This window comes from Citrobacter sp. Cpo074 (assembly GCF_030332745.1).
Classification (GTDB): Bacteria; Pseudomonadota; Gammaproteobacteria; order Enterobacterales; family Enterobacteriaceae; genus Citrobacter; species Citrobacter portucalensis.
Genome location: NZ_JAOWHG010000033.1, coordinates 116,672 through 135,551, shown reverse-complemented (window position 1 = coordinate 135,551; position 18,880 = coordinate 116,672). Strand labels below are relative to the sequence as shown.

Sequence of the window (18,880 nt, the reverse complement as noted above, 5' to 3'; positions counted from 1 at the left end):
CTTATTGACTAACTGGTAATCTCAGCTACGTAAAAAATCATCCAGGGGATCAGAATGTCGGCAATACAGGGGATTGAAGGGGTCATCAGCCAGTTACAGGCCACGGCGATGTCAGCAAAAATGCAGGATATGCAGCCACAACCGACCGTGAGTTTTGCCGGACAACTGCATGCGGCGTTAGACAGAATCAGCGATGTGCAAACCGCGTCCCGTACGCAGGCGGAGAAATTTACCCTGGGTGAGCCGGGTATTGCGTTAAATGATGTGATGACCGATATGCAAAAGGCGTCGGTATCGATGCAGATGGGTATTCAGGTGCGTAACAAACTGGTGTCGGCGTATCAGGAAGTGATGTCGATGCAGGTGTAGGGAAAATATGCAGAGAATGTTTGCCGGATAAGCGCAGTGCCATCCGGCAACCAGTTACTTCTGAATCAAATAGCGGATCGTTGGACCATCCTGCTGAATATCCAGCACCGTATAGCCGTGATTACGCGCATCCAGTGGAATATTATTGATTGACTGCGGGCAATCGCTCACCACTTCCAGAATTTCACCTTTCTTCAATTGCGGCATCGCTTCCAGCGTGGCTACAGCCGGGTATGGACACGGTTCACCGACCATATCGAGGCGATAATCAGGCACGATATTTTTCATACAGACTCCTTGGCAAGCGTCAGCCCTGCGCGACGGAAGAAACGTTTTTCCCAGCCGATAATGAGCATCAGCGCGGCAAACAACAGCAGATAGGTCACCAGCAGACCGCCGAGCGGACCGAAGGTGTTGAGCAGATTCACTTTGTCCCAGTTGGTGGCAAGCGCGGGAGCAAAATCATCCCAGTAGTAGGCCAGAATGGTCGAGCCAATAACGTTGCCCAGACCAACCCACCAGTAATGCACCTGGCCTTCAACGGCGCGATACATCCAGCCGGTTTCACATCCGCCCGCTAAAACAATACCGAACCCGAACAGCAAGCCGCCGATCACCGCATTTGGACCCGCCCACATGATTTTAGGCTCGACGCCCAGTTGCACGTAGCTAAAGATACCGATGGCGCTGACCGCCATCCCGAAGATGATCGCTTTTGCCATATGGGTGCGACCGGAAATCCACAGGTCGCGGAAGGCGGAGGTGAAGCAGATTTGCGCCCGTTCAATCAACAGACCAAACCCGACGCCGAACAGCATCGCCAGACCGAGCTTGGGTTTATCCATCGCCGTGAGTAGCGCCCAGCCGATCATGGCGATAAACACCAGCATGCCCAGGCGGAAACGGCGACGGGCCTGATCCGGTTTTTGCGTTAACGGCGAGGCGGCGGAGACTTTCTGCATTTTGACCGGAATACGAAACATTGGCAGCAGGGTAAAGCGTGCACCAAACCAGGAGCCAATGGCCGTGGCCAGCGCAAAAAACCAGGCGTGTAGCGAGAACTGCGGAATGCCGGTGAAGAATGCGGCCAGGTTACAGCCCATTGCCAGCCGTGCGCCGAATCCGGCGATTGCCCCGCCGACTATCGCCTGCATAATGCGCACCCGACTGCGCGGCATGCGTAACTTGACGTTGTTGGCCCACAGTGCGGCAGCAAAACAGCCGCCGAACATACCGAGGATCATCATGCCGTCGATGCGAGTCAGGGGAGAGCCTTCGAGATGGATCAGCTTGTAGTATCCCCACTCTTCGGCGTGCACACCAAACAGTTGCAGGATTTGACCACCCCAGCGGGTGAATTCACCGGTAACGGCCCAGAAGGTTCCCGTAATGCCGAAATAGTAAGTAGAGAGAATACCCGCTGCGATGACCGCAGGGGCGGGGGCCCAAAATTTAATTAACCAGGCCTGTTTGAAGTGTTGCCATGACATGCGTTGTGCCTCTGAACTCAGAAGGTATGTAACAAGAAGTGTGGATACTACACCGTTCAGAATTTTTGACTATGAGTAATAAGAGGTAACACCGTCTGGATCAATCTTTCTCAACGCTGCCGAAAGGCTGGCGACATCAGGCCTTTAATGCCACAATCCCATTTTCTTCGCATGCAGGATGAATGATGAAAAAATTAGCAATCGTTGGTGTATTTCTGGCGCTTACCGGATGCGCCGAAGTAGAAAATTATAACGACGTGGTGAAAACGCCAGCGCCAGCCGGTCTGGAAGGATACTGGCAGTCAAAAGGTCCGCAACGCAGTCTGGTGAGTCCGGAAGCCATTGCCAGCCTGGTGATAACGAAAGAGGGCGATACGCTGGATTGTCGCCAGTGGCAGCGGGTGATCGCGCTGCCAGGGAAACTGACGATGCTCTCTGGCGATCTCACCAACGTGACGGTGAAACGCGAGCTGTACGAGATCGAGCGCGAAGGCAATACGCTGGAATATGACGGTATGACGCTGCAACGGGTGGATCGCCCGACGCAGGAATGTGCTGACGCGTTAAAGAAAACGCCGCTGGCCACACCGCTGCCATAAACCGTACGCCCCGGTAGCCAGCGGCCACCGGGGTTGAACATTACAACACGTCTTCAATCACCCACACGCTGACGCTACCGCCGTTACAGAAAAACGTCGCTTCGCCGTTTTCATCGGTGACCACGCTTTCTTCACGATTTCCCAGATAGTCCCGCCAGGTTTTATTGCCATAATTGGCACCGAGATTGATGGTCTTTTCTCCGTCATCGCCGTTAGACAGTACCACCACACAGCCGGGATCCTCATCCGTACCGCTGCGGCTAAAAGCGATACAGTTAGGATGATCGAAAAAGAGCGTCTGTACCCCATGCGCGAAGCGCTGGCGCGCGAGGATCAGTTCATCAAGTTGTTCAATGATCGGCATGTCGATAGGATAGATTTCTCCATCGCCGCCGGTGTCTTCGTAATGCGCTCCGTAGAGGTCAGGGTAAAACACCGACGGTACGCCGTTTTCGCGTAACAGGATCAGCGCATAGGCCAGCGGCTTAAACCACGGCTCGACGGGGGCTTCGAGTGCCTGCAATGGCTGGGTGTCGTGATTGGCCACCAGCGTGACGGCATGAAAAGGATCGGCCTCCACCAGAGTGTCGGTGAAAATCTGGCTCATGTCGTAATCGCGGCCCTGACGGGAGGCCTCGTGGAATTTCATCTGCAAAGGGGCGTCGAACAGCATGGTTTTCCCCTCCACCTGATTAATGTAGGTTTGCAGCTTATCGACTTCATGGGACCAGTATTCCGCCACAATAAACAGCGGCTTGGGCGCAACCTCCTGCACGTGCTCAATCCACTCTTTATAAAACCATGCCGGAATATGTTTCACGGCATCTAAACGAAAACCATCGCAATGGGTTTGCTCCATCACCCAGCGCGCCCAGTATTTGAGCTCCTCAGTCACCGCGTGATTACGAAAATCGATGTTCTCGCCCATCAGATAATCAAAATTACCCAACTCATCATCAACCTGATCGTTCCAGCCTTCGCCGGTGTAGTCGTTAACGATTTTAAAAATCCCGTCTTCGGTTGGGTTCTCGATATGATCAATGCCGCTGAAGCATTTAAAATCCCAAATGAATTGCGAGTACTGGCCTGCGCGGGCAGGGAAGGTATAGCGCGTCCAGCCCTCACATTCGATAATCTCATCATCTATTTGCGTGCGATCTTCGGCGTTAACGCGCTGGACGCGGATCTTTTCTTTCTCATCAGCGCCCATTTTGTGGTTAACCACCACGTCCAGCAGTACGGCAATATCATTGTGCTTAAGTGCGTCAATCGCCGCCAGCAGCTGGTTTTTATCACCGTATTTGGTGGCGACGGTTCCCTTTTGGTCGAATTCGCCCAAGTCAAACAGATCGTAGGAGTCATAGCCAACGGAATAGCCGCCGGACCCGCCTTTATAGGCGGGGGGCAGCCATACCATATTGATGCCGATATCATTGAGTCCGCCTGCGCGTTCGGCAAGTTCGGGCCAGAGTTGACCGCCATCAGGGTAATACCAGTGGAAGTACTGCAATAACGTGGGATTTTTCATCTTCCGTGCTCCAGAAGTCGTTTGGCCGACCTCTGGAGTATGGAAGATAATTCAGACGAGACGGGAAATTATTGTGGCGAGGTGGGGGCGTCGGGTACCAGCAGCATGCCGGAAAGACGACCATAAGCGTTATTCAGCGTCTTTTGGCGTGTCGACTGACCGATGAGGTTACTGAGTTCATCCAGGCGCTGCTGTAACAACGTTTTGAGTAACTGTTCGTTATCCAGCGTCTGTTTAATATACCCGGCCACTAAGTCCTGAATACTTCGCGTAATGCCCGGTGGAGTTTGCTCTTCCATGACCACTTCAATACTTTGCAGATAGGTAACTTCCTGTTCCAGTAAAAGGTCCCATTCACCGCGCTGCGCCAGTTCCAGCAGTGAGTGACTGAGTAGCGCAATGCGCTGCCAACGGTTGATAAACTCCACGGCTGAGGTCATTAACGAGACTCCTGGGACGACGCTTTCGGTGAGATCTGTTTCCAGGCATCTGCAATGTTGCCGAGTAACCCTTCGACTTCTTCAATGGCCTGACAATCATTACGCAAGTTAGCTTGCAGTAAACGGCGGATCATATAGTCATACAGCGAGGACAGGTTGGTGGCGATTTCACCGCCAGTTTCCTGATCCAGGCCTGCTTTCAGACCATTGTCGATAATGTTAATGGCTTTGCTTAAGGCCTCACCTTTGGCGACGATATCACCCTGTTGCATAAACAGGCGAGCGCGCACCAGGGCGCTGTTCGCGCCGTCAAACAACATTTCAATCAGCTGATGTGGGCTGGCGCTCATCACGGCGCTTTCCACGCTGACCTGTGCATAGGCTTTGGTACCGCTCGCGGTATACATGCTTACCTCGTGTTATCAGGATTTATTCATCGCTGTAAATTGTTGGCCCAGATAAGTACTGGTGTTATTCAGCTTGCTCATCATGCTATCGAGCTGGGTAAACTGCGCCGTATAGCGCGCAACCATGTCATCAATGCTGGCGCTAACTGACAGATACTGTTTGGTCAGTTTTTTCAGCGTGGCGTTAATGCTGTCTTGCGCATTGTCGATAATGCCGTCATCAGCGAGATAGCTTTTTACTTCAGCGGCAATCTTGGTGGTGATGCCGGTTTCTTTTCCATCGCCCGCCAGCAGTTCACGAACAGAGGCGGTATTTTCGTCCAGCGCTTTTTTCAGTTTGGTATCATCGATGGACATCTTGCCGGTTTTGCCATCTTGTTTGATGCCAATTTCATTCAGGGTCTTAAAGGCACCTTCGCTACCGGAGTTAGCAAACTGCGCGCGAATACCGGTCTGAATGGTTCTTACCACGCTATCCCCGACCAGCGCGCCGTTATCTTTATCCTGACCTTCAGCCCCGGCATCAACCGCTTTATACTTGGTCAGCGTATTGAAGGTATCAATTAGCGAGTTATAAGCATCCACCCAGCCTTTAATTGCTTCTGTCGCTTTGTCATTGCTTTTGGTCACGGTCACGCGCGCATCAGTGACTTTCTTGGTCAATTCCAGCGTGACGCCCTGCGGCGCATCGGTGACTTTGTTGCTTTGACGTTCAATATCGATACCGTTCATCGTGAGCTTGGAGTTTTGGGCCTGAACCAGCTCGGTCATTTTTCCAGTACCGGTCTTACTGTCGTAGGCCAGCAGATCGTTCAGCTTACTGTCGCCGTCAACGGAGATAGTCATCTTACTGTCCATACCTTCTGCTGCAGTCAGCACCAGTTTGAACTCGCCATCTTTCACCTTGACGATACTGGCGGAGATACCGCTGTCGGTATCGTTAATTGCCTTGCTGATATCATCCAGCGTGGTCTTATCTTGCGAGAGTTTAATCTCCAGCGGCTCTTTCCGACCCGGCTGTTCAATTATAATAGTACGAGTACCAGAACCATCACCCAGAGCTTCTTTACTTGAGCCAACCGTTGCAGTACTTAAAGATTGTGCCTGCGCCAGTTGCGTGACGCTGATGGTATAAATACCCGGTGCTGCACCAGCTTCAGTAGTGACTTTCAGGTCTTCGGTGCTGCTGGTGACATTACTGCTTCTGAACAGCTCCGGTTTATTTAACGCGGTATTGGCCGTCTGGAATTTTTCCAGCGCACTCTTAAGCGTACCGTAGGCCGTCAGGCGGGCGGTATTATCGGTCTGTTGCTGAGTAATTGGATTTAAACGTTTTTTCTCAGCAATAGTCAGGTTGTTTAGCAACGTGTCCAGTGGTAAGCCTGAGCCTACGCCTAATGATGTAAATGAAGCCATGCCCGATTCCTTGTGATTGCAAACAATTGTTATGCGGGTTATCGGCAATTTGCGCGCAAAGTTTAATGATAGTTTTGTGAAAATAATGCCTGGAATAGTGGTGCATATAGAGGGTATTTCGCGGGCTAAGAAAAAAAACGACGGAAACTAAAAATTTTCTAAAGTTCGAATTTAAGGTGCCGATACATGGGTTACGGTCAGAAACCGTGGGCAACAGCCCAATAACATCGAGTTGTAATTGATAAGGAAAAGATCATGGCACAAGTCATCAATACAAACAGCCTGTCGCTGTTGACCCAAAACAACCTGAACAAATCTCAGTCCGCTCTGGGCTCCGCTATCGAGCGTCTGTCCTCTGGTCTGCGTATCAACAGCGCGAAAGACGATGCTGCTGGTCAGGCGATTGCAAACCGTTTCACCGCTAACATCAAAGGTCTGACTCAGGCTTCCCGTAACGCCAACGACGGTATCTCTGTTGCCCAGACCACGGAAGGCGCGCTGTCTGAAATCAACAACAACCTGCAGCGTGTTCGTGAACTGTCTGTACAGGCAGCGAACGGCTCTAACTCTGATTCCGACCTGTCTTCCATCCAGGACGAAATTAATCAGCGCCTGGAAGAAATAAACCGTGTTTCTCAGCAGACCGACTTCAACGGTAAAAAAGTCCTGAACCAGGATGGTCAACTGACTATTCAGGTCGGTGCAAAAGATGGTGAAACTATTACTATTGATCTGAAAAAAATCAATAGTGAAACGCTGAAGCTGAACGATCTGGATGTGACAAAGATTGCAACTACTGTCACTAATGGAACAAAAGCTAATATCCAGATCGCACCATCGGCTGCTGATATTACGGATACTAATGGTGGTGCTATTACTACTGGTACATCATTAGTTAAAGATGGTAATGGCAAATATTTTGTGAAAACAGGCGCTGGCGCTGATGATTATTTCGCGGCAACTCTTGATAACAAAACTGGTAAAGTTACGTTCGACAGCACTGCGGCTAATAAGGTTACAGTCACAGGTGCACAGCCGGCCACAGTAGGTAGAGATTTAACGTTAGATACGCAAGCTCTTAAGGCTGCTGGCGATACCCTTATTTCATATAAAGAATCTGGTGAGACTAAGTATGCGATTAAGGAATCTAATGGAGATTATAAAGACGCAACAATAAATGCAAATACTGGTGCTGTAACGAAAGGTACCAATGTAGTTACTCCTGATATCAGCCTTGACCCGCTGAAGAAAATCGACGATGCGCTGTCTGATGTTGATAAATTCCGTAGCTCCCTGGGTGCGGTGCAGAACCGTTTTGAATCTGCAGTGACCAACCTGGGTAACACCGTGAACAACCTGTCCTCTGCCCGTAGCCGTATCGAAGATTCCGACTACGCGACCGAAGTGTCTAACATGTCTCGCGCGCAGATTCTGCAGCAGGCAGGTACTTCTGTACTGGCACAGGCTAACCAGACGACGCAAAACGTCCTCTCTTTACTGCGTTAATCCATCGATTGGGTTACTCAGTCATTAGAGACAATAAAGGCAGCGAAAGCTGCCTTTTTTCTATACTGGAGTCTGAAGAATGCAAGAAATTACCGTTACTGAACCCCATTTTGTGACTACTTTTCAGTGCACCGGCACGCAATGTCGCGACCATTGCTGTAAAGGCTGGAACATACATCTGGATAAGGCAACGGTGAATAAGTATGTCTCCAGTAAAAATGAGATCATTAAGAGCATTGCTAAAGAGAATATTATTCTGCTTAAGAAAGATATTACGCAGTGGGGGATAATTAAACTTGCGGATGACACAGGGAACTGCCCATACCTCACTGAAGAGAGTCTGTGTCAGGTACAAAAAACATTGGGAGCCCAGGTGTTAAGTACGACCTGCCAGACATTCCCGCGTATTGAACGCGTTTATAGAAATGATGTGAGAAAATCGCTAAATTTATCCTGCCCTGAGGTTGTTAGCATTGTATTAACAGACCCTAATGCAATGATGTTAAACGAAAAAAACATCGTTAAACCGCAGGCTAATGTTAAACCCGCGCTTACACCACAGCAAAAGTTGTTGAATCTTTTTTGTTTAAGCCTGGTGGATCAGGCTGGGCGTGATATCAACGCCGGGCTTTATGCGCTGATTAAGTTTACGCTATTTATCGAGAAATTTAAGGTGGTTGATAATACCGCATTGGCAGAGATTGAACCCGTTTATCATGCGCTGTTGACTCAACTTCAATCGGGAGAGTTAAGAAAAGAGTTGTCAGATTTCTCGGCTGATCGAAATATCAAATTATCCTTAGCGCTTTTGTTGCAGGACTATTTTCGCAGTAATTCAGGGAGCAGATCGAGTGGTGTGTTGAATTATTATATTCAGTGCTTACTGAGAACGTTAACTCAGGACGATACGCAGTCTGTAGATGAGAGGCTCGTCAGACTAGAGGCGACCTGGCAGAAGGTTTACGAACAACAGGATGAGGCTGGATTCGATCTTAAAAATCTTATTTTGTATAAAATGTGGGAAAACAACTTTCCCAATCAAAAGAACGTAGACCCGCTTCGTACGTTATATATGATAAGTGTCGAATACTATTTCATCAAAATGCTGATTGCTGCAAGTGCCTTCGAAAGAACATACCTAGAGAAGGAGGACGCCATCAATATCGTCTACAGCTTCCATTCGTTAAGTCAGCATAACCCTACCGTACATGAGAATTTTCAAAAGCATATCGAGACCGTGCGCACAGGGGATGACCTGTCGATGATTCATCTCTTGACATAATTTTAACGGGGATGCGTTAAATCGCATCCCTCGCAAGCTAACCATTTGATTTATGTTTGATTATTTCTGATGCGAAATAACGCCATCAGCTACATAAGTGAAATAACCCTTCTTTTATAGCCTTATTCCTCCGATAGAACCCCCTGCAGAAACGGATAATCATGCCGATAACTCATTTAACGCAGGGCTGTTTATCGTGAATTCACTGTATACCGCTGAAGGTGTAATGGATAAACACTCGCTGTGGCAGCGTTATGTACCGTTGGTGCGTCACGAAGCATTGCGCCTTCAGGTGCGTTTGCCGGCGAGCGTAGAACTGGATGACCTGCTACAAGCGGGCGGCATCGGGTTATTGAATGCCGTTGACCGATATGACGCTTTGCAAGGAACGGCATTTACCACTTACGCAGTGCAGCGTATTCGTGGAGCAATGCTGGACGAACTACGTAGCCGGGATTGGGTGCCGCGTAGCGTTCGGCGCAATGCTCGCGAAGTGGCACAGGCGATGGGACAACTGGAGCAGGAATTAGGGCGCAACGCGACGGAAACCGAAGTGGCGGAGCGTCTGGCTATTCCTGTGCAAGAGTATCGTCAGATGTTGCTCGATACCAATAACAGCCAACTCTTCTCATACGACGAGTGGCGGGAAGAGCATGGCGATAGTATTGAGCTGGTGACGGAAGAACATCAGCAGGAAAACCCGTTACAACAGCTTCTTGAGGGTAACCTCCGCCAGCGCGTGATGGACGCGATCGAGGCGTTGCCGGAGCGCGAAAAGCTGGTGTTAACGCTGTACTACCAGGAAGAGCTGAATCTGAAAGAGATCGGCGCGGTACTGGAAGTCGGGGAGTCACGGGTCAGCCAGTTGCACAGTCAGGCCATCAAACGTCTACGCACCAAGCTGGGTAAGCTATAGGGGTACATTATTACCCCTGAACAATGCCGCATTACGAATTGACTACCAGGAGTTCTCATGACGGTGCAGCAATCAAAAAGACGGCCTCTAAGCCGCTACCTCAAAGATTTCAAACACAGCCAGACGCATTGCGCCCATTGCTTTAAGTTGCTCGACCGGATCACGCTGGTTCGTCGCGGGCAAATTGTGAATAAAATCGCCATCGCCCGCCTGGACACTTTGTTGGATGAAGCCGAGTGGGAGCAGGAGAAAAAAGAGTGGGTGGCACTGTGTCGTTTTTGCGGTGATTTGCATTGCAAAGAGCAGAGCGACTTTTTCGACATCATTGGTTTTAAACAATTTTTATTTGAGCAGACCGAAATGAGTCACGGCACGGTACGTGAATACGTTGTCCGCCTGCGTCGCCTCGGGAATCACCTGACCGAACAAAATATCTCTCATGACCTGCTGCAGGAAGGGTTCCTCGACGAAAACCTTGCCCCGTGGCTGCCGGAAACCAGCACCAACAATTACCGCATCGCCTTACGTAAGTATGAGCAGTTCAAAGCCCATACCCATATGGGACATATGCAGAAATCCTCCTGGACAGCCAGTTCTGATATATATTAAAAACGAATAAGGTGTAACAGAGTCGTGTTTATGGAACACAGTAAACGCTTTACACTGTAGTCATAAATGATAGTCACTAATGACAATATTCGGGGTAACTATGAAATTAGCACTTCTGGGACGTCAGGCTCTGATGGGTGTAATGGCTGTTGCACTTGTCGCCGGAATGAGCGTAAAGACTTATGCAGATGAAGGTCTGTTAAATAAAGTTAAAGAGCGCGGCACGCTGCTGGTGGGCCTGGAAGGGACCTATCCCCCGTTTAGTTTTCAGGGTGACGACGGTAAGCTGACCGGTTTCGAAGTGGAGTTTGCTGAGGAACTGGCCAAGCACCTTGGGGTGAAAGCTAACCTGAAGCCGACCAAGTGGGACGGTATGCTGGCCTCTCTTGATTCCAAGCGCATTGACGTGGTCATCAACCAGGTGACCATCTCTGACGAACGTAAGAAAAAATACGATTTCTCTACCCCGTATACGGTTTCTGGTATTCAGGCGCTGGTGAAGAAAGGTAATGAAGGCGTTATTAAGACCGCTGCCGATCTGAAAGGTAAAAAAGTCGGCGTTGGTCTGGGCACCAACTATGAAGAGTGGCTGCGCCAGAACGTGCAGGGCGTGGATATTCGTACCTATGATGATGACCCGACCAAATACCAGGATCTGCGTGTAGGCCGTATCGACGCCATTTTGGTTGACCGTCTGGCAGCGCTGGATCTGGTCAAGAAAACCAAGGATACGCTGGCTGTGACCGGTGAAGCATTCTCCCGCCAGGAGTCCGGCGTGGCGCTGCGCAAAGGCAATGAAGATCTGCTGAAAGCGGTTGATGCGGCCATTGCTGAAATGCAGAAAGACGGTACGCTGAAAGCTCTGTCTGAAAAATGGTTTGGAGCGGATGTGACGAAATAATCGGCATTCGACGAAAAAAGGCGCCTTTAACAGCGCCTTTTTTTATTTCATTGCGCCTGAGCGTGCATAATAAAAAGAACATCACAACAACGAATACCGGAGGCTGTATGCCGCTGCATAACTTAACGCGCTTTCCACGTCTGGAATTTATTGGCGCGCCAACGCCGCTCGAATATCTTCCACGCTTCTCCGACCACCTTGGGCGCGATATTTTCATCAAACGCGATGACGTCACGCCGATGGCCATGGGTGGCAATAAGCTGCGTAAGCTGGAATTCCTGGCCGCAGACGCACTGCGTGAAGGCGCTGATACGCTGATAACCGCAGGTGCGATTCAGTCTAACCACGTTCGCCAGACGGCGGCGGTAGCGGCTAAGCTTGGCCTGCACTGCGTGGCGCTGTTGGAAAATCCGATTGGCACTACTGCGGAAAACTATCTCACCAATGGCAACCGTCTGCTTCTGGACCTGTTTAATACGCAAATCGAAATGTGCGATGCGCTGACAGACCCGAATGCGCAGCTTCAGGAACTGGCGACGCGCATTGAAGCACAGGGCTTCCGCCCGTATGTGATCCCCGTTGGCGGTTCTAACGCCCTGGGCGCATTGGGTTATGTGGAAAGCGCGCTGGAAATTGCCCAGCAGTGTGAAGGGGCCGTTGCGCTTTCTTCCGTTGTGGTGGCATCGGGCAGCGCGGGAACGCACGCCGGGCTGGCCGTGGGCCTGGAACAACTGATGCCAGACGTCGAGCTGATCGGCGTGACCGTCTCGCGCAGCGTTGCCGATCAAAAGCCCAAAGTTGTAACGTTGCAGCAGGATATTGCCCGCGAACTGGAACTGACGGCCTCGGCGGATATCCTGTTATGGGATGATTATTTTGCGCCGGGCTACGGTACGCCAAACGAAGAGGGCATGGAGGCGGTAAAACTGCTGGCGCGCCTGGAAGGCATTTTGTTGGATCCGGTGTATACCGGTAAGGCGATGGCGGGTTTGATTGACGGTATCAGCCAGAAGCGCTTTAAAGACGAAGGACCAATCCTCTTTATTCATACCGGTGGGGCACCTGCACTGTTTGCCTACCATCCTCACGTGTAACAACCAGGTCGAAAAACGCTAATGCATGAAAGTATCCAACTGGTAATTGATTCTCTGCCGTATCTGCTCAAAGGCGCGGTTTTTACGCTGCAACTGAGTATCGGCGGGATGTTTTTTGGCCTCGTGCTGGGGTTTATCCTGGCGTTGATGCGTCTGTCGCCGCTGTTGCCTGTGCGCTGGCTGGCGCGTTTTTATATCTCTATTTTTCGCGGAACACCGCTAATTGCCCAACTGTTCATGATCTATTACGGTCTGCCGCAGTTTGGTATTGAGCTTGATCCCATCCCGGCGGCGATGATTGGCTTGTCGCTGAATACGGCGGCCTACGCTGCGGAAACTCTGCGTGCGGCAATCTCTTCCATCGATAAAGGGCAGTGGGAGGCAGGTGCCAGTATTGGTATGACGCGCTGGCAGACCATGCGCCGGGCAATCCTGCCGCAGGCTGCGCGCGTTGCGTTGCCGCCGCTGAGCAACAGCTTTATCAGTCTGGTGAAAGATACCTCTTTGGCCGCCACTATTCAGGTACCGGAACTGTTCCGTCAGGCGCAGCTGATTACCTCGCGTACGTTGGAAGTCTTTACGATGTATCTGGCGGCCTCGTTGATTTACTGGGTGATGGCGACGGTGCTTTCTGCGCTGCAAAACTATTTTGAAGAACAACTGAACCGCCAGGAGAGAGAGCCGAAATGAGTGCTATCGAAGTCAGAAACCTGGTCAAAAAATTTCATGGGCAAACGGTGCTGCATGGGATCGATCTTGACGTCAAACCTGGTGAAGTAGTAGCGATTATCGGGCCGAGCGGATCGGGCAAAACCACGCTGCTGCGTAGCATTAATTTGCTGGAGCAACCGGAGGCGGGCACTATTAAAGTGGGTGAGATTACCATTGATACCGCGCGTTCGTTGACCCAGCAGAAAGGGCTGATTCGTCAGTTACGTCAGCACGTCGGTTTTGTGTTTCAGAACTTTAATTTGTTCCCGCATCGGACGGTGCTGGAAAACATTATTGAAGGGCCAGTGATAGTCAAAGGTGAACCAAAAGCTGAAGCGACAGGTCGTGCGCGTGAATTGCTGGCGAAAGTCGGGCTCGCAGGTAAAGAAACCAGCTATCCGCGGCGTTTATCGGGCGGACAGCAGCAGCGCGTAGCGATTGCCCGGGCACTGGCGATGCGACCTGAGGTTATTTTATTTGATGAACCTACCTCAGCGCTTGACCCTGAACTGGTTGGCGAGGTGCTGAATACCATTCGCCAGTTGGCGCAGGAAAAACGCACCATGGTAATTGTGACGCATGAAATGAGCTTCGCTCGCGATGTTGCCGATAGAGCGATATTTATGGATCAAGGACGGATAGTGGAGCAGGGACCAGCAAAATCCTTATTCACGCATCCGCAGCAGCCGCGTACCCGTCAGTTTCTTGAGAAGTTTTTGATGCAATAAATAGTGCATATAGCACTCGTCGGAATTGTTTCAGGCGAGTGCTGTTCGCATAACTATTTATAATTATTGCTTTATTATTAATGCTTGAATCTGTTACTTCCTTCCACTGTTGAGTAATACTCAAGTAATTCTTCATTTGTCCGATAATTTGCATATATAAAATACATTTATGTGTTAGCTTGTTTCATATGTTTGGATGATTATCAATCTCAGGGGCATTACCACTTAGTATGCAGGATCATGATTTCTTCACCTGGCGACGGAGCATGCTGTTACGCTTTCAGGAAATGGCGACGGCAGAGGATGTCTATACGGAATTACAACAACAGACGCAGCACTTAGAGTTCGATTTTTACGCGCTCTGTGTTCGTCATCCGGTACCTTTTACCCGACCTAAAACGTCTCTTCATACGACCTATCCCAAAGCATGGGTGGCGCATTATCAGTCCGAAAATTATTTCGCCATTGATCCGGTGCTGAAACCTGAAAACTTCAGTCAGGGGCATTTACCCTGGAACGATACTCTGTTTCGCGATGCGCAACCTTTGTGGGACGCCGCACGCAATCACGGTTTACGCAAAGGGATGACGCAATGCTTAATGTTGCCTAATCGGGCGTTGGGTTTTTTATCGGTATCGCGTGCAAGTATCCGTAACAGTCGCCTTGCGAGCGATGAAGTGGAGCTCAGGATGCAGCTTCTGGTGCGGGAAAGCCTGTCTGTACTGACGCGGCTGGAAGATGACATGGTTATGGCGCCAGAAATGCGCTTTAGCAAGCGGGAAAAGGAAATATTGAAATGGACGGCGGAGGGGAAGACCTCTTCAGAGATAGCCATCATTCTGTCTATTTCTGAAAATACCGTAAACTTCCACCAGAAGAATATGCAAAAGAAATTCAATGCACCAAACAAAACGCAGATAGCCTGTTATGCCGCGGCAACCGGGCTTATCTGAGTAAATTATCGTTCTGAGTGTCAGACGCAAAACCGGCTGAGAGCATTGCTATCAGCCGGTTTCTTTTTACTGGCGGTAAGCTTGTTTAATTTGCTTAACCGTGTTGGAAAATACCGCCGCCTGTGATTGATCTTCAATCAGCGCGAGCTGTTTTTCCATTTTAAGAATCACGCGGCCTGCATCGGCTTGACCCATTGCCTGCAGCATCAGCGTTAACATGGCTTTCAGGCAGGTGACTTCATTGGCCAGTTCCTGGTTATTCTCAGCAGTGGAAAAGTCAGGCGTACTCATTTATTTTCCTCGTTATGTTTCAATGAAAAAGTGCGATGTCAAATCTTAAGGCGGCGGAGTATACCATAAGCGAGGCTAAAAATATCTGTGGTTGTTTTTTGCGCGGACCAATGTTGTGGACATTAAAATAAACAACATGTTGCAGTGCATATATTTTCTCCACATGTTGTTTATTTCGAGTATTTTCCTCGTTAATTATTGTTACAACTTTGACTGCCTATTTTGCATTCAGCGGGGGAATATGAATTTTTTGTCACTATTCTGAAACAGCTATGCAGATATAACCGTGGCAGAAGGCTGTCAGGACTGAAAGTTTCCACTCGTCGTACAATCTAATTTCCAAAAACGAGAGCAAAATCGAAAGTCGGACGTTTTTTACATTTCAAAGTTGAGATAAAACCCGTTAACATAGGGCCGATTAACTATCGGTAGCGTTATCCCTATTCTGGAGATATTCCTTTGATCAACGTTTTTCTTGTTGATGACCACGAACTGGTGCGCGCAGGGATACGACGCATTCTGGAAGATATAAAAGGCATAAAAGTTGTCGGCGAAGCGTGCTGCGGTGAAGATGCGGTAAAATGGTGCCGCTCAAATTCCGTTGACGTTGTGCTGATGGATATGAATATGCCCGGTATTGGCGGTCTGGAAGCAACCCGCAAAATTGCGCGTTCCACGGCAGACATTAAAGTGATCATGCTGACGGTACACACCGAAAACCCATTACCTGCAAAAGTTATGCAGGCAGGTGCGGCAGGGTATCTCAGCAAAGGCGCCGCCCCCCAGGAAGTAGTGAGTGCGATTCGTTCGGTTTATTCCGGGCAGCGTTATATTGCCTCCGATATCGCTCAGCAAATGGCGCTCAGCCAGATTGAGCCTGAGAAAACGGAAACCCCGTTTGCCAGTTTGTCTGAACGCGAGTTGCAGATTATGCTGATGATCACCAAAGGTCAGAAGGTCAATGAGATCTCAGAACAGCTGAATCTTAGTCCTAAAACGGTGAACAGCTATCGCTATCGAATGTTCAGTAAATTAAACATTCATGGCGATGTTGAGCTGACTCACCTGGCAATTCGCCATGGCCTGTGTAATGCGGAGACATTAACAAGCCAGTGACCGATCAGTTTGATGCCAAAGCGTTCCTGAAAACCGTGACCAGTCAGCCCGGCGTCTATCGTATGTATGATACCGCCGGGACGGTTATCTATGTCGGGAAAGCGAAAGACCTGAAAAAAAGGCTTTCCAGCTACTTCCGTAGTAATCTTGCGTCACGCAAGACCGAAGCGCTGGTCACGCAAATCCAGCAGATTGATGTCACGGTGACGCACACTGAAACCGAAGCGTTATTGCTTGAGCACAACTACATCAAGCTGTATCAGCCGCGCTATAACGTATTGCTGCGCGATGATAAATCCTACCCTTTTATATTCCTTAGCGGCGATACCCACCCGCGCCTGGCGATGCATCGCGGGGCAAAGCATGCCAAAGGCGAGTACTTTGGACCGTTCCCTAACGGTTATGCGGTGCGTGAAACGCTGGCGCTGTTGCAGAAAATATTTCCTATCCGCCAGTGCGAAAACAGCGTTTATCGCAACCGTTCTCGACCTTGTCTGCAATATCAGATTGGCCGCTGTCTCGGTCCGTGTGTCGCGGGTCTGGTGAGTGAGGAAGAGTATGCTCAGCAGGTCGAGTATGTTCGTCTGTTCCTGTCCGGAAAAGACGATCAGGTATTAACGCAGCTGATCACCCGCATGGAAAAGGCCAGCCAAAATCTCGAGTTTGAAGAGGCTGCGCGCATTCGTGACCAAATTCAGGCCGTACGCCGCGTGACAGAAAAACAGTTTGTCTCTAATACCGGAGATGATCTGGACGTCATTGGCGTGGCGTTTGACGCCGGTATGGCCTGTGTGCACGTTCTGTTTATTCGCCAGGGTAAAGTGCTGGGCAGCCGCAGCTATTTCCCGAAAGTACCCGGTGGCACGGAACTCGGCGAGGTCGTCGAAACCTTTGTCGGGCAGTTTTATCTGCAGGGGAGCCAGATGCGTACCTTACCCGGGGAGATCCTGCTCGATTTTAATCTTAGCGATAAAACCCTGCTGGCAGACTCTCTGTCTGAACTGGCCGGCAGAAAGATTAACGTGCAGACGAAACCGCGAGGAGATCGCGCACGTTATCTCAAGCTGGCGCGGACCAACGCGGCAGTGGCGCTCACCACAAAACTTTCTCAGCAGTCGACGATTACGCAACGTCTGACGGCGCTGGCATCGGTGTTGAAGTTACCTGCGGTGAAGCGTATGGAATGCTTCGACATCAGCCATACGATGGGTGAACAGACGGTAGCTTCCTGCGTGGTCTTTGATGCCAATGGCCCGCTGCGCGCAGAGTATCGCCGCTACAACATTACCGGCATTACGCCGGGTGATGATTATGCGGCGATGAATCAGGTTTTGCGTCGGCGTTATGGTAAGGCGATTGAAGAAAGTAAGATTCCGGACGTCATATTGATCGACGGCGGTAAAGGTCAGTTAGGGCAGGCGAAAGCCGTTTTTGCTGAGCTGGATGTTCCCTGGGACAAACAGCACCCACTCTTGCTGGGGGTGGCAAAAGGGGCCGATCGTAAAGCAGGCCTGGAAACGCTGTTCTTTGAGCCGGAAGGTGAGGGCTTTAGCCTGCCGCCGGATTCGCCTGCATTGCACGTTATCCAGCATATCCGCGATGAATCTCACGATCATGCGATTAGCGGGCATCGTAAAAAGCGGGCGAAAGTGAAAAGCACCAGCACGCTTGAGACCATCGAAGGTGTCGGGCCAAAGCGTCGCCAGATGTTGTTGAAATATATGGGAGGTTTGCAAGGCCTTCGTAACGCAAGTATCGAAGAAATTGCAAAAGTGCCGGGTATTTCGCAAGCTCTGGCAGAAAAGATCTTCTACTCGTTGAAACATTAGGCCCTCTGTAGCAACATAGGGGTAATTTCACTGACAACAGATAGTTATCCGTCATATGCAATTTAATATCCCTACGTTGCTCACGCTGTTTCGCGTCATCCTGATCCCATTCTTTGTATTGGCTTTTTACCTGCCATTCACCTGGGCTCCCTTTGTTTGTGCGCTGATCTTCTGTATTGCAGCGGTCACTGACTGGTTTGACGGTTTTCTGGCGCGCCGCTGGAACCAAAGCACGCGTTTTGGCGCCTTCCTCGATCCGGTCGCTGATAAAGTGCTGGTGGCTATCGCGATGGTCCTGGTGACAGAGCATTACCACAGCTGGTGGGTGACGCTTCCTGCCGCAACAATGATTGCGCGTGAAATTATCATCTCTGCACTGCGTGAATGGATGGCCGAACTGGGTAAACGCAGCAGCGTAGCCGTATCCTGGATCGGCAAAGTAAAAACCACTTCGCAAATGGCCGCGCTGGCCTGGCTGCTGTGGCGTCCAAATATCTGGGTAGAGTATGCTGGGATCGCACTTTTCTTCGTCGCCGCGATACTGACTTTGTGGTCAATGTTCCAGTATTTGAGCGCTGCACGTGGAGATTTGCTTGATCAGTGATCGTTTCGACGCAAATTTCAGCAAACGATCGTCAGTGGTGAAAAATATCGTTGACTCATTGCGTCAGGTAAGTAGAATGCAACGCATCGAA

General features: G+C 50.1%; 22 protein-coding genes. 14 read left to right on the top strand and 8 right to left on the bottom strand.

All coding sequences use genetic code 11. From position 1 onward, the window contains the following. Positions 1–54 precede the first annotated feature (54 nt). Positions 55–369: a flagellar hook-basal body complex protein FliE gene (fliE, locus tag OGX83_RS14950; protein ID WP_003030448.1), complete on the top strand. Its 315-nt coding sequence runs from the start codon at positions 55–57 to the stop codon at positions 367–369. A 54-nt stretch (positions 370–423) separates the two neighbouring features. Here fliE and yedF read toward each other — a convergent pair whose 3' ends face one another. After that, positions 424–657: a sulfurtransferase-like selenium metabolism protein YedF gene (gene yedF, locus OGX83_RS14945; protein WP_000790504.1), complete on the bottom strand. Its 234-nt coding sequence runs from the start codon at positions 655–657 to the stop codon at positions 424–426. Continuing rightward, positions 654–1,859 carry a selenium metabolism membrane protein YedE/FdhT gene (gene yedE, locus OGX83_RS14940; RefSeq protein ID WP_286588412.1) on the bottom strand — a complete coding sequence of 402 codons (1,206 nt, stop codon included), beginning with the start codon at positions 1,857–1,859 and terminating at the stop codon, positions 654–656. The genes yedF and yedE overlap by 4 nt, the downstream gene beginning before the upstream one ends. Before the next feature lie 185 nt (positions 1,860–2,044). On the opposite strand from yedE, the gene yedD reads away from it, so the two are divergent. Beyond that, positions 2,045–2,458, top strand: a complete 414-nt coding sequence (gene yedD, locus OGX83_RS14935) for a lipoprotein YedD (RefSeq protein ID WP_003030454.1) — start codon at positions 2,045–2,047, stop codon at positions 2,456–2,458. Positions 2,459–2,498: 40 nt separating this feature from the next. Here yedD and amyA read toward each other — a convergent pair whose 3' ends face one another. From amyA to fliD, 4 genes are all read right to left on the bottom strand, one after another. After that, complete coding sequence (gene amyA, locus OGX83_RS14930) at positions 2,499–3,986, bottom strand: alpha-amylase (protein ID WP_286588410.1); 1,488 nt, start codon at positions 3,984–3,986, stop codon at positions 2,499–2,501. A 68-nt stretch (positions 3,987–4,054) separates the two neighbouring features. Further along, positions 4,055–4,426: a flagella biosynthesis regulatory protein FliT gene (gene fliT, locus OGX83_RS14925; protein ID WP_008785101.1), complete on the bottom strand. Its 372-nt coding sequence runs from the start codon at positions 4,424–4,426 to the stop codon at positions 4,055–4,057. Next, on the bottom strand, positions 4,426–4,833 hold the full coding sequence (gene fliS / locus OGX83_RS14920) for a flagellar export chaperone FliS (RefSeq protein WP_019077068.1): 408 nt from the start codon (positions 4,831–4,833) through the stop codon (positions 4,426–4,428). Before fliS ends, fliT begins: the two co-directional genes overlap by 1 nt. Positions 4,834–4,848: 15 nt before the next feature. After that, the gene (gene fliD, locus OGX83_RS14915; RefSeq protein WP_286584804.1) at positions 4,849–6,249 is read right to left on the bottom strand and encodes a flagellar filament capping protein FliD; all 1,401 of its coding nucleotides are present in this window, start codon (positions 6,247–6,249) and stop codon (positions 4,849–4,851) included. A 255-nt stretch (positions 6,250–6,504) separates the two neighbouring features. Between fliD and OGX83_RS14910 the strand changes: the two genes are divergently transcribed. From OGX83_RS14910 to sdiA, 9 genes are all read left to right on the top strand, one after another. Further along, positions 6,505–7,755 carry a FliC/FljB family flagellin gene (locus OGX83_RS14910; protein ID WP_212025383.1) on the top strand — a complete coding sequence of 417 codons (1,251 nt, stop codon included), beginning with the start codon at positions 6,505–6,507 and terminating at the stop codon, positions 7,753–7,755. Positions 7,756–7,834: 79 nt separating this feature from the next. Then, positions 7,835–9,037, top strand: a complete 1,203-nt coding sequence (gene fliB / locus OGX83_RS14905; RefSeq protein ID WP_286588408.1) for a flagellin lysine-N-methylase — start codon at positions 7,835–7,837, stop codon at positions 9,035–9,037. A 196-nt stretch (positions 9,038–9,233) separates the two neighbouring features. After that, positions 9,234–9,953: an RNA polymerase sigma factor FliA gene (gene fliA / locus OGX83_RS14900; RefSeq protein ID WP_016153479.1), complete on the top strand. Its 720-nt coding sequence runs from the start codon at positions 9,234–9,236 to the stop codon at positions 9,951–9,953. A gap of 57 nt (positions 9,954–10,010) precedes the next feature. Next, on the top strand, positions 10,011–10,562 hold the full coding sequence (gene fliZ, locus OGX83_RS14895) for a flagella biosynthesis regulatory protein FliZ (RefSeq protein WP_003030467.1): 552 nt from the start codon (positions 10,011–10,013) through the stop codon (positions 10,560–10,562). 100 nt (positions 10,563–10,662) lie between these two features. Next, positions 10,663–11,463, top strand: coding sequence for a cystine ABC transporter substrate-binding protein (gene tcyJ / locus OGX83_RS14890; protein ID WP_003030469.1), 801 nt, complete (start codon positions 10,663–10,665; stop codon positions 11,461–11,463). A 107-nt stretch (positions 11,464–11,570) separates the two neighbouring features. Beyond that, positions 11,571–12,557 (top strand): D-cysteine desulfhydrase, encoded by a 987-nt coding sequence (gene dcyD / locus OGX83_RS14885; protein ID WP_118262559.1) that lies wholly within the window; start codon positions 11,571–11,573, stop codon positions 12,555–12,557. Between the two features lie 21 nt (positions 12,558–12,578). After that, entirely contained in the window at positions 12,579–13,247 is a 669-nt protein-coding gene (gene tcyL / locus OGX83_RS14880) for a cystine ABC transporter permease (protein ID WP_003030474.1), read from the top strand. Continuing rightward, on the top strand, positions 13,244–13,996 hold the full coding sequence (tcyN, locus tag OGX83_RS14875) for an L-cystine ABC transporter ATP-binding protein TcyN (RefSeq protein ID WP_286588406.1): 753 nt from the start codon (positions 13,244–13,246) through the stop codon (positions 13,994–13,996). Before tcyL ends, tcyN begins: the two co-directional genes overlap by 4 nt. A 230-nt stretch (positions 13,997–14,226) precedes the next feature. Then, complete coding sequence (sdiA, locus tag OGX83_RS14870) at positions 14,227–14,949, top strand: quorum-sensing transcriptional regulator SdiA (protein WP_008785095.1); 723 nt, start codon at positions 14,227–14,229, stop codon at positions 14,947–14,949. A gap of 66 nt (positions 14,950–15,015) precedes the next feature. Here sdiA and OGX83_RS14865 read toward each other — a convergent pair whose 3' ends face one another. Both OGX83_RS14865 and OGX83_RS22890 read right to left on the bottom strand, forming a co-directional pair. Continuing rightward, positions 15,016–15,240 (bottom strand): DUF2594 family protein, encoded by a 225-nt coding sequence (locus OGX83_RS14865; protein ID WP_003030482.1) that lies wholly within the window; start codon positions 15,238–15,240, stop codon positions 15,016–15,018. Between the two features lie 19 nt (positions 15,241–15,259). Then, positions 15,260–15,403, bottom strand: coding sequence for a hypothetical protein (locus OGX83_RS22890; protein ID WP_418219448.1), 144 nt, complete (start codon positions 15,401–15,403; stop codon positions 15,260–15,262). 296 nt (positions 15,404–15,699) lie between these two features. On the opposite strand from OGX83_RS22890, the gene uvrY reads away from it, so the two are divergent. Genes uvrY through pgsA form a run of 3 tightly spaced genes read left to right on the top strand, consistent with a single transcriptional unit; the run spans position 15,700 to position 18,789 of the window. Beyond that, positions 15,700–16,356, top strand: a complete 657-nt coding sequence (gene uvrY, locus OGX83_RS14860; protein ID WP_006684079.1) for a UvrY/SirA/GacA family response regulator transcription factor — start codon at positions 15,700–15,702, stop codon at positions 16,354–16,356. Further along, a complete protein-coding gene (gene uvrC, locus OGX83_RS14855; protein ID WP_286588403.1) occupies positions 16,353–18,185 on the top strand; it encodes an excinuclease ABC subunit UvrC in 1,833 nt (610 codons plus the stop codon). The genes uvrY and uvrC overlap by 4 nt, the downstream gene beginning before the upstream one ends. Before the next feature lie 55 nt (positions 18,186–18,240). After that, on the top strand, positions 18,241–18,789 hold the full coding sequence (pgsA, locus tag OGX83_RS14850; protein ID WP_003030490.1) for a CDP-diacylglycerol--glycerol-3-phosphate 3-phosphatidyltransferase: 549 nt from the start codon (positions 18,241–18,243) through the stop codon (positions 18,787–18,789). Positions 18,790–18,880: the final 91 nt, after the last annotated feature.